10 protein-coding genes are annotated in these 10610 nt (G+C 71.4%); 7 read left to right on the top strand and 3 right to left on the bottom strand.

Going from position 1 to position 10610, the window contains the following annotated elements:
• The first annotated feature begins 160 nt into the window (after positions 1 to 160).
• The 5 genes from PV721_RS06030 (at position 161) to PV721_RS06010 (ending at position 6099) form a co-directional block, all read left to right on the top strand.
• Positions 161 to 1486, top strand: a complete 1326-nt coding sequence (locus PV721_RS06030; RefSeq protein ID WP_319721771.1) for a DUF2252 domain-containing protein — start codon at positions 161 to 163, stop codon at positions 1484 to 1486.
• A 62-nt stretch (positions 1487 to 1548) separates the two neighbouring features.
• A complete protein-coding gene (locus PV721_RS06025; RefSeq protein WP_319721770.1) occupies positions 1549 to 2238 on the top strand; it encodes a hypothetical protein in 690 nt (229 codons plus the stop codon).
• 80 nt (positions 2239 to 2318) lie between these two features.
• Complete coding sequence (locus tag PV721_RS06020) at positions 2319 to 3113, top strand: DsbA family protein (RefSeq protein ID WP_319721769.1); 795 nt, start codon at positions 2319 to 2321, stop codon at positions 3111 to 3113.
• A gap of 127 nt (positions 3114 to 3240) precedes the next feature.
• On the top strand, positions 3241 to 4902 hold the full coding sequence (locus PV721_RS06015) for an alkaline phosphatase D family protein (protein ID WP_416371034.1): 1662 nt from the start codon (positions 3241 to 3243) through the stop codon (positions 4900 to 4902).
• Positions 4903 to 5145: 243 nt separating this feature from the next.
• Positions 5146 to 6099 carry a zinc metalloprotease gene (locus PV721_RS06010; protein WP_319721801.1) on the top strand — a complete coding sequence of 318 codons (954 nt, stop codon included), beginning with the start codon at positions 5146 to 5148 and terminating at the stop codon, positions 6097 to 6099.
• A gap of 68 nt (positions 6100 to 6167) precedes the next feature.
• Here the strand turns inward: PV721_RS06010 and PV721_RS06005 are convergent, their stop codons facing one another.
• On the bottom strand, positions 6168 to 6737 hold the full coding sequence (locus PV721_RS06005; RefSeq protein WP_319721768.1) for a dienelactone hydrolase family protein: 570 nt from the start codon (positions 6735 to 6737) through the stop codon (positions 6168 to 6170).
• 70 nt (positions 6738 to 6807) lie between these two features.
• Here PV721_RS06005 and PV721_RS06000 point away from each other — a divergent pair, with 70 nt between their 5' ends.
• Positions 6808 to 7851, top strand: coding sequence for a mechanosensitive ion channel family protein (locus tag PV721_RS06000; protein ID WP_319721800.1), 1044 nt, complete (start codon positions 6808 to 6810; stop codon positions 7849 to 7851).
• Between the two features lie 25 nt (positions 7852 to 7876).
• Here PV721_RS06000 and PV721_RS05995 read toward each other — a convergent pair whose 3' ends face one another.
• Positions 7877 to 8455: a TetR/AcrR family transcriptional regulator gene (locus PV721_RS05995; protein WP_319721767.1), complete on the bottom strand. Its 579-nt coding sequence runs from the start codon at positions 8453 to 8455 to the stop codon at positions 7877 to 7879.
• A gap of 62 nt (positions 8456 to 8517) precedes the next feature.
• On the opposite strand from PV721_RS05995, the gene PV721_RS05990 reads away from it, so the two are divergent.
• Positions 8518 to 9021 (top strand): SRPBCC family protein, encoded by a 504-nt coding sequence (locus tag PV721_RS05990; protein WP_319721766.1) that lies wholly within the window; start codon positions 8518 to 8520, stop codon positions 9019 to 9021.
• Here PV721_RS05990 and PV721_RS05985 read toward each other — a convergent pair.
• Positions 9018 to 10610 (bottom strand): Na+/H+ antiporter, encoded by a 1593-nt coding sequence (locus PV721_RS05985; RefSeq protein WP_319721765.1) that lies wholly within the window; start codon positions 10608 to 10610, stop codon positions 9018 to 9020. The genes PV721_RS05990 and PV721_RS05985 overlap by 4 nt on opposite strands.

Below are 10610 nucleotides of genomic sequence, written 5' to 3'. Positions count from 1 at the left end.
GTCCTCCGGAGGGGAGAGAGGGGGCAGCTCTGAATCCTACGTCGACCGGGTGACAATTCACGGGCACCGACGAGTACGGTCGTGCGTTGCAGAACCCGAGGACACCTGTCCGGAATGCGATCGGCAACGATCCGCCCCGCACCACCAGGAGGCACCCGCCATGGCGGTTCCCGAGACGACCGACGAGCAGCGCGCCGAGGAGATCCTCGACGTGTTCGACACCGCGTTCGGTGAGCTGCTCGCCGCCGACCCCGCTGCCTTCCGGGTCAAATTCCGCAAGATGGCGGCCTCCGCCTTCGCCTTCTACCGCGGCACCGCCTGCCTCTTCTACTCCGACCTGGAGCGGGACCGGCACGGCGGCCCGTACCTGGACGAGCGGACGGGCCGGGTGTGGATCCACGGCGATCTGCACGCCGAGAACTTCGGCACGTACATGGACTCCAACGGCCGGCTGATCTTCAACGTCAACGACTTCGACGAGGCCTACGTCGGCCCCTTCACCTGGGACCTGAAGCGCTTCGCCGCATCCGTCGCCCTGATCGGCTACACCAAGGCGCTCAGCGACGGCCAGATAAGCGAGCTGGTGCGGATCTACGCCGGCGCCTACCGGGAGCGGATCCACCGGCTGGCCGCAGGGGCGAAGAACGACGAGGTGCCTTCCTTCACGCTGGACACCGCCGAGGGCCCGCTGCTGGACGCGCTGCGCTCGGCCCGCTCCCGCACCCGCTTCTCCCTGCTGGACTCCATGACGGAGATAAGGGACTACGAGCGCCGCTTCGCGGCCGGCGGGGGCTCCATCGAGCTGGACGCGGCCACCCGCTACAAGGTGCTGGCGGCCTTCGACGGGTACCTGGAGACCCTCCCCGACGAGTCCCTCGTGCGGCCCGATTCCTACCGGGTCAAGGACGTGGTGGGACGCCGGGGCGTCGGGATCGGCTCGGCCGGCCTGCCCTCCTACAACATCCTGCTGGAGGGGCACAGCGACGCCCTCGAGAACGACGTCGTGATCTACCTCAAGCAGGCGCAGACCCCCGCGGTGTCCCGGCACATCACGGACCGGGCGGTGCGGGAGTACTTCCAGCACGAGGGCCACCGCACGGTGATCTCGCAGCGCGCCCTGCAGGCCCACGCCGACCCGTGGCTGGGGTGGACCGAGCTGGACGGGGCCGGGCAGCTGGTGGCCGAGGTCTCCCCGTACGCGGTGGACCTGGACTGGTCGGACCTGGACGACCCGGAGGAGATCGCGGCCGTGATCGCAGACCTCGGCCGGGCCACGGCGACCATGCACGCGGCGGCCGACGAGGCCGAGAGCGGGCACTCCCTGGTTCCGTTCTCCACCGAGCGGGCCATCGACGCGGCGATCGCGGCCGACGAGAAGGGCTTCGCGGAGCTCCTCGTGGACTTCGCCCACGCCTACGGCGCCCGGGCCCGCGCCGACCACCAGATCTTCGTGGACCTCTTCCGCAACGGGCGTCTGACCTCGTAGTTCGTGCCCGCGGCCGGGCCCGGGACGCGGCTTTCACAGGTTCGCATGGCAGACTCGCGGCGATGGACATTTCAGGAGTGGGGCTCCGAGGGCTGCGTGCCGCGCTGTTCAGCGCGCTCGTCGTGCTGCTCTCGGCCGGCTCGCACGTCCTCATGTCCCGCGTTCCGCTGCCGCCCGCGCTGGTGGGCGGGGCCTTCGCCGCCGTGTTCGCGATCGCCTACGCGCTCGCGGGCCGGGAACGGGGCTTCGGCCCCATCGCCGGACTGCTCGTTCCGCTGGAGCTGGCCGCCGACACCGTCTTCACCGCCGGGCAGCACCTCTGCTACGGCCCGGCCGGCGGCCCCGTCTCGGGCCCGCTGCGCGCGATGGGCCTGGACGAGCTGTGCGGGGGCACGCCCGTGGGCGGGCCGCTGACCGAGGTGACCGGGCCCGTCACCGATCCGGCCGCGCTGCTGGCCGCGCCGGGGCCGTGGACGCCCTGGCTGCTGCTCGGCGCCCACGTCTCGGTCGGGCTGCTCTCCGCCGGGTGGCTGCGCCACGGCGAGCGGGCCCTGGGGCAGCTGCTGCGCGCGGTGGCCGCCTTCGCCTTCCGGCCGCTGCTGCTGGCGGTGGCCTCGGCCGGGGCCGTCTCCGGTCCGGTGCGGCGACTGCTGCGGCCGGTCCTCGCGGGCACCGGGGCCCGTACGCGATTCCCCGCACACTCCGTGGGCCGACGGGGGCCTCCCGTGCTCGGCGCGCTCGCACGCGCCTGACGCACGTACCGGGCACCTCCCGGCAGTAGCCGGGGGCCCTGAGCAGTCCCTTCGACACGTCACACCCCACGGAGATCACGATGAGTTCACGCAACAGCCAGGCGAACAAGGCGGCGGCCCGCGAGCGGCTGCGCGCCGAGCGCGAGGCGCAGGCCAAGAAGGACAAGATCCGCCGCCAGGTGATCGTGGCGGGCGCGCTCGTCGCCGGGCTCGGCCTGGTCGGCGTCGTCGGCTACGCGATCGTGCAGTCCAACCAGCCCGGCTACTGGGACAAGGCCGCCAAGGCCGAGCTGGTCAAACCGAAGAACACCGAGGGCGAGGACGGCACCACGGTCGTCATCGGCAAGCCCGACGCCAAGAAGACGCTGGAGCTGTACGAGGACTCGCGCTGCCCGGCCTGCGCCGGCTTCGAGCAGGCGGCCGGCGAGCAGATCAAGAAGGACGTGGACGCCGGCAAGTACAAGCTCCAGTACTTCGGCGCCACCTTCATCGACAACGCCGTCAAGGGCGAGGGCTCGAAGAACGCGCTGAGCGCGCTCGGCGCGGCGCTCAACGTCAGCCCGCAGGCCTTCCTCGACTACAAGGCCGCGCTGTACTCCAAGGAGCAGCACCCCGAGGAGACCGTCGACAGCTTCGCCAAGGACGAGTACCTGCTGAAGGTCGCGGACACGGTCCCGGCCCTCAAGGGCAACGCCGAGTTCAAGAAGGCCGTCGAGGACGGCACCTACGACCGGTGGGCGATGGACATGTCGAAGGCCTTCAACAAGTCCGGCGTGACGGGCACGCCCACGCTGAAGATGGACGGCAAGAAGATCGACACCCCGCAGACGGCGGAGCAGTTCACGGCGGCGATCGACAAGGCCCTGCAGGGCTGATCCCGGACATTCCGGGACACCTTTCCGGAAGGCCGCACCATCGGGCGGGCGAACTCCCAGAGTTCGCCCGCCCGTTGCGTTCCGACATCTGTTCCAACAGCTGTACCCGTCGGTAATGTGACCGGTCGTGACCAGTCATCTCATCCCTTCTCAGACCGCGGCGACTCCCCGTCGCCGTACGGTCGTTCTCGCCGCCGCGGCCACGGCCGCGCTGGCCCCGCTGACCTCGCTCGGCGCCTCGGCGGCCCACGCGGCGCAGGCCGCGCCCGCCTTCCTCCACGGCGTCGCCTCGGGCGACCCGCTGCCCGACGGGGTCCTGCTGTGGACCCGCGTCACCCCGACCCCCGAGGCCGTACCCGGCTCCGGCCTCGGCCCGGCCACCCAGGTGAGCTGGGAGGTGGCCTCCGACCAGGCCTTCTCCCGCATCGTCGGCTCCGGCACCGTCACGGCGAGCGCCGCCACGGACCACACGGTCAAGGTGGACGTGCGCGGGCTGCAGCCGCAGACGCCCTACTGGTACCGGTTCACCGCCGGTGCCACCGTCTCCCCCGTCGGCCGCACGCTGACCACCCCGGGCCACGACGTGACGACCTCGGGGGTCCGTTTCGGTGTGGTCTCCTGCGCCAACTGGGAGGCCGGCTACTTCTCCGCGTACCGCCACCTGGCCGCCCGCACCGATCTGCACGCGATCCTGCACCTGGGCGACTACATCTACGAGTACCCGACCGGGGGCTACCCGGAGGCGCAGTACGTCGTGCGCCGGCACGAGCCGCAGCACGAGATCGTCTCGCTGGCCGATTACCGCACGCGGCACGGCAAGTACAAGACGGACGGCGACCTGCAGGCGCTGCACCAGGCGCACCCGGTCATCGCCATTTGGGACGACCACGAGTTCGCGAACGACATGTGGGCGGGCGGCGCCGAGAACCACACCCCGGGCGCCGAGGGCGAGTGGGCGGCCCGCGCGGCCGCCGCCAAGCAGGCGTACTTCGAGTGGATGCCCGTACGCACCTCCGTCGCGGGCACCGTCTACCGGCGGCTGCGGTTCGGCACCCTCGCCGATCTGCACCTGCTGGACCTGCGGTCCTTCCGTTCCCAGCAGGCCAAGGTGGGCAGCGGCACGGTGGACGACCCGGAGCGCACGATCACCGGGCGCGCCCAGCTGGACTGGCTCAAGTCGGGCCTCGCGGGCTCGAACGCGACCTGGAAGCTGGTCGGCACCTCGGTGATGATCTCGCCGGTGGCCTTCGGCTCGCTGCCCGCGCACCTGCTGAAGCCGCTGGCCAAGCTCCTCGGCCTGCCCGAGGGCGGGATAGCCGTCAACGTGGACCAGTGGGACGGGTACACCGACGACCGCAAGGAGCTGCTGGGGCACCTCAAGGACCGGAACGTCAAGAACACCGTGTTCCTGACCGGCGACATCCACATGGCCTGGGCGAACGAGGTCCCGGTGAACATGGCCACGTACCCGGGCTCGGGGACCGCCGCGACCGAGTTCGTCGTCACCTCGGTGACTTCCGACAACATCGACGACATCCTGCACGTGCCCGCGGACACCGCCTCGCTCGTCGCCGAGACGGCCGTAAAGGCCGCCAACTGGCACGTGAAGTGGCTCGACATGGACGCGCACGGCTACGGGGTGCTGGACGTGACGACGGAGCGTTCGCAGATGGACTACTACGTGGTATCCGACAAGCGGCGGCAGGACGCCACGGCCGCGTGGAGCCGCTCGTACCGGACCCTGAACGGGACGCAGAAGGTGGAGCGGGCGTACCAGCCCGTCCGCTGATCTACCTGATTGACCGTCAATTCTCCTGACACATGGGGCGCCTGGTACATACCAGGCGCCCCATGTGCGTTTCCGGCAACAAATCTTTTACGCAAGACACTTGACCTGAATATGTCATGCACACATAAGCTTCGCGCCAGCTGAAGAAGATCCTTCAGGCCATCACCCCCCACCACCCCCCACCCGCGAGGAGCACACGTGCGCGCAATTGCCCGCATATCCCCCCTTCTTCGCCGCCGCCTGATGGGCACGGCGGTTCTGGCCGGAACCCTGGCCTTCACCCCGCTCGCGGCCCCCACCACGCTCGCGGCGGCCAAGACCCCGGCCGAGCTCTGCGCCGAGCAGCCCGCCGCCACCGGCGCCGCCAACGCCCGCGTGACCCGCGCCCACGACGAGCACGCGGACGAGCCCAACGAGGTCACCGACGCCCAGGCGAAGGCCATGGACGCAGACCTCAAGGCGAAGCTGGACAAGGCCCTCAAGAACCAGCCGCAGCGGAGCCTCAGCGCCGCCGAGGCCGTCGTCAACATCCCCGTGTACTTCCACGTCGTGCACTCCGGCACGACCGGAAAGCTGACGGCCACGGACGTCAGCAACCAGCTGGCGGTCCTCAACGCGGCCTACGGCGGCCAGGGCACCGGAAACGTCAACACGAACTTCCAGTTCACCCTGGCGTCCACCGACTACACGGACAACGCCTCCTGGTACAACCTGGCCTCCGGCTCCCAGGCCGAGAAGGACATGAAGAACACCCTGCGCAAGGGCGGCCCGGGCGCGCTCAACTTCTACACCGCCAAGCTCTCCGGCGGCCTGCTGGGCTGGGCGACCTTCCCGACCTCCTACGCCTCCAGCCCCAAGATGGACGGCGTGGTCGTGCTCGACAGCTCGCTGCCCGGCGGCTCCGCGGCCAACTACAACGAGGGCGACACCGCGACCCACGAGGTCGGCCACTGGCTGGGGCTCTACCACACCTTCCAGGGCGGCTGTAACGGAAACGGCGACTACGTCTCCGACACCCCGGCCGAGAAGAGCGCCGCGTACGAGTGCCCGACCGGGCGCGACAGCTGCGCGAGCAAGCCGGGCGCCGACCCGATCCGCAACTTCATGGACTACACGTACGACTCCTGCATGTACCAGTTCACCGCCGGCCAGGTGGCCCGCATGAACAGCAGCTGGACCGCGTACCGCGCCGGCTGACCTCGGCGACGAGCACAAAAGACGAGGGCACGGTCGGCATCCGCCGGCCGTGCCCTCGTCCGTACCGCCTACAGGCTGTCGAGGAAGCCGATCGCGACCTTCCACAACTGCTCGGCGGCCTCCGCGTCGTAGTCGTCCAGGTCCGGGTCGGTGAACAGGTGCCCGGCACCCGGGTAGCTGTGGACCTCCACGTCCGCCCCCGCCCGCTGCATCCGCAGGTACCAGGCGGTCAGCCAGTCGTGCGGCTCGAAGGGATCCGGGTCCGCGATGTGCAGCTGCACCGGCAGCTCGTCCACCGAGGCGCCCTCCTCCAGGTCCGCCGTCCCGTGCAGGAGCAGCAGCCCGCGCGCCTTCTCGTCGGCCATCGCCAGGTGCTGGGCGACGGAGCCGCCGAAGGAGAAGCCCGCGTAGACCAGGCCCTGGTCGGAGTGGGGGGCGGCGGCCAGCACCGCGCGCTTCAGCAGTTCGTCACGGCCGATCTCGTCCTGGTGGGCCATGCCCTCCTCGACGGTCCCGAAAGTGCGTCCCTCGAAGAGATCCGGCACCTGGACCTGGTGCCCGGCCGCGCGCAGCCGGTCGGCCGCCGCGTGCACCGCGGGCCGCAGCCCGTACGTCGAATGGAAAAGCATGATGTTCATGCCTCCATCGTGCCAGCCGCCGAACGGAAGGTGCCCGCGGACCGCTTCCCGCTACGTTCGTCCCATGGAGATGGAGAACTTCCTTCGCCCCGTCCTCGTCATCGGCGGCGCGCTGGTCGCCACCCTGATCGCGGGCTGGCTGCTGGACCTGCTGCTGCGCCGGGCCGACGCCCGGCACACCGAGACCCCCTTGTGGGGTCTGCTGCGCCGCTGCCGGCTGCCCTTCCAGGTGGTGCTCTGCACCTCGCTGCTCAGAGGCTCCTACCGCTGGGCGCGGGTCCTCCCCGACCACCCCGTCGGCGTCGGCCGCTTCCTCACCCTGGTGCTGATCGCGTCCGTGGCCTGGCTGGCGGTGCGCATCGCGACCGCCGCCGTCGACTCGACGTACGCGCGCTACGCCGCGGCGGCCGAGGACGACGCCCGGGTCCGCCGGGTCCGCACCCAGGTCACGCTGATCCAGCGGGTGGTCACGGCGGTGGTGGTCGTGGTCGCCGCTGCGGCGATGCTGCTGACCTTCCCCCCGATGCGTACGTTCGGCGCCTCGATGCTGGCCTCGGCGGGCGTCCTCGGCATCGTGGCGGGCATCGCCGCCCAGGCCGCGCTCGGCAACCTCTTCGCCGGCCTGCAGATCGCCTTCGGCGACACCGTCCGCATCGGCGACACGGTGGTGGTCGACAAGGAATGGGGCCGGGTCGAGGAGATCACCCTGACCTTCCTCACCGTCCGCACCTGGGACGAGCGCCGCATCACGATGCCCGTCTCGTACTTCACGAGCAAGCCCTACGAGAACTGGTCGCGCGGCGGCGCGCAGATGACCGGCACGGTCTTCTGGCACCTGGACCACAGCGCACCGCTCGCCCTGATGCGGGAGCAGCTCCAGGAGATCCTGCAGGAACTCCCCGAGTGGGACGGCCGCGGCGGCGGCCTGGCCGTGACGGACACCACACCGCACACCGTCCAGGTCCGCGCGGTGGTCACGGCGAAGGACGCGGACGACCTGTGGACCCTCCGCTGCGCGGTCCGCGAGCGGCTGATCGACTGGCTCGTCACCCACCACCCCTACGCCCTCCCCCGCGTCACCACCTCCGAAGCCGCCCCGAGGCCGGAGGCCTGACCCGGCCCGGGGCGGTCCACCAGGTCTAGAGCAGGGCCGCCGCGCACTCCTCGGCGAGGTCCTCGGCGTGCGGCGGCAGCGGACCGCCGGCGCGCAGGTGACGGCGGACGACCGAGAGCGGCAGGTCGATCAGGGCGAGGGTGACGCGGTCCCGGCCCTGGGGGTCCGTCGCGCCGAGGGAGTCGGCGAGGGCGGCGAGGGCCGCGTACACGCGCTGGTTGCCGGAGTCGGCCCGCCGGGTGTGCTCCTCGGACCAGTCGACGCGGCCGAATTCCGCGGGGCCGTACAGCAGGAGCGCGGCCTCCTGCGGGTGGGCGCGGCTCCAGGCCACGACGTGCCGGGCTGCTGCGCGGGCGGCCCTGCGGGGGTCGGGGTCGCTGTGGAGCATGGCGAAGTAGCCCTCCTGGAAACGCTCGACGGTCCGCAGCCACACCTCGGCGAGCAGGGCCGTCCGCCCGGCGAACCGGTGGTACATGGAGCCGCTCGGCGCGCCGACCGCCTGGGCCGCGGCGGACATGGTCACGCCGCCCGGTCCGGCGGCGGCCGCCAGCCGGACGGCGGCGTCGAGGATCTGGTCGGTGTCGAAGCGGGGTGGTCTCGCCATGAATCAGAGAGTACCCTCCACATTATTAGAGATCGATCTCTAATAATGTGAGGGGAGGACGCATGGGCGTCTACAACGTGCACGAACGCCTGCTGGGGGCCAAGCAGAGCGAGGTGGGCGCGCTCATCGACACGCTGTCCAGCGGGGAGGACGACCGGCTGTGGCCCGGCCGCCTGTGGGAAGAGATGGAGCTCGACCGCCCCCTGGGCGTCGGCGCGGCCGGCGGACACGGACCGGTGCGCTACACGGTGACCGCGTACGTGCCGGGGACCTGGGTCCGCTTCACCTTCACCGGGCCCCGCGGGTTCCACGGCTTCCACGAGTTCACCGCGCTGGCCGTCGACGCGGACCGGACCGTGCTGCGGCACACCCTCGCGATGTCCGTCAGCGGCCTTTCCCGCATCACCTGGCCCCTCGCCTTCCGGCCGGCGCACGACGCCTTCCTGGAGGACAGCCTGGACCGCGCCGAGCTGGCCTGCACGGGCACGATCGCCCGCCCGGCCCGCTGGTCCCCGTACGTCCGCTTCCTCCGCTCGCTGGAGCGGCTGGTGGCCAAGCCCGCCTAGGGGGCGCGCAGGCTGCGTACGTCCAGGTGCCGCAGCACCCGGTCGACGACCTCCGGGTCGGAGCCGGGTTCGCTGCGGGCGGCCAGCACCTCGTGGCGGGCGGCCGACATCATCTCCCGCTGGATCCGCTGGATGTCGCGGAGCCGCTGCACCCGCTTCGCGTACGCCTCGCGCCGTTCCTCGTCCACCATGTCCGGGCTGATCCTGGCCCCCACGTCGTACGCGCGCCGGGTCAGCTGCTCGACCAGGTCCTCCGGCAGCTCCTCCGCCTCGTCGATCTCCTTCAGCCGCCGCTTCGCGGCCTTCGCGGCGCGGATCGCCAACTGCCGCTCGGCCTCCCGCCTCACGTCCGTGTCGGCCTCCACACCCAGCCGCCGCACCAGCCACGGCAGGGTCAGCCCCTGGCACACCAGGGTCGCCATGATCACCGCGAACGCGATGAAGATGATCTCGTCCCGCGCCGGGAAGGGCTCGCCGGAGTCCGTCTTCAGCGGGATGGCCAGGGCCAGGGCCACCGAGGCCACCCCGCGCATCCCGGCCCACCACATCACCACGCTCTCCCGCCAGCTCAGCGGGATCTCCTCGTCGTAGTCGCGCCGCTGGTGCAGCTTCTTCGCGAGCCAGCCGGCCGGCAGCAGCCACACCAGCCGTACGCCGACCACCACCGCGACGACGACCGCCGCCCAGCCGGCCATCTCCCACTCGCGGTCCTGCGCCGTCCCGAAGACGTTGTGGAGTTCCAGCCCGATCAGCCCGAAGGCCACCCCGGTGACCAGGGTGTCCACGACCTCCCAGAAGGTGTGCCCGGCGAGGCGCCCCAGCACGTCGTCGGCGTCGGAGGCGTACTCGGCGAGGAACAGGGCCGTCGTCAGCACGGCCAGCACCCCCGACCCGTGGAGTTCCTCCGCGAGCACGTACGACACGAAGGGCACCAGCAGCGTCAGCCCGATCTGGAGGGTGGCGTCGTCGAGCCGGCCCATCAGCCGGTGGGTGGTCCAGCCGAGGGCCAGGCCGACGACCACGGCGACGACTGCGGACAGCACGAACTCCCCCAGCGCGTCGGACCAGGAGAAGCTGCCGCTGACGGCTGCGGCGATGGCCACGTGGTAGAGCACGATCGCCGTCACGTCGTTGAAGAGCCCCTCGCCCTCCAGGATCGACACCATGCGGCGGGGCAGTCCGAGCGATCCGGCGACGGCGGTGGCGGCGACCGGGTCGGGCGGGGCCACGAGCGCTCCCAGCGCGACGGCGGCGGCGAGCGGGAGCGCGGGGACCGCGGTGTACGCGACGGCGGCCACGGCGGCGGTCGTGACGAACACCAGGGCCACGGCCAGCAGGAGGATGGGCCGCACGTTGGCGGCGAACTGCCGCCACGAGGTCCGCTGCACGGAGGCGTACAGCAGCGGCGGCAGCACCAGCGGCAGGATGAAATCGGGCGGGACCTCGACCTCCGGCACGGCCGGCACCAGCGCGAGGACGACCCCGCCGAGGGTCATGAGGACGGGCGCGGGCAGTCCCAGCCGGTCCCCGAGCGGCACCATGACCACGGCGCCGAGCAGCAGCACGAAGAGCAGAGCGAGCTGGTCCAC

This window comes from Streptomyces sp. MB09-01 (assembly GCF_033794505.1).
In the GTDB taxonomy this organism is placed as follows: Bacteria; Actinomycetota; Actinomycetes; order Streptomycetales; family Streptomycetaceae; genus Streptomyces.
Note: the sequence above shows the minus strand (reverse complement) of the source record. Positions and strands in the feature narration are given on the sequence as shown.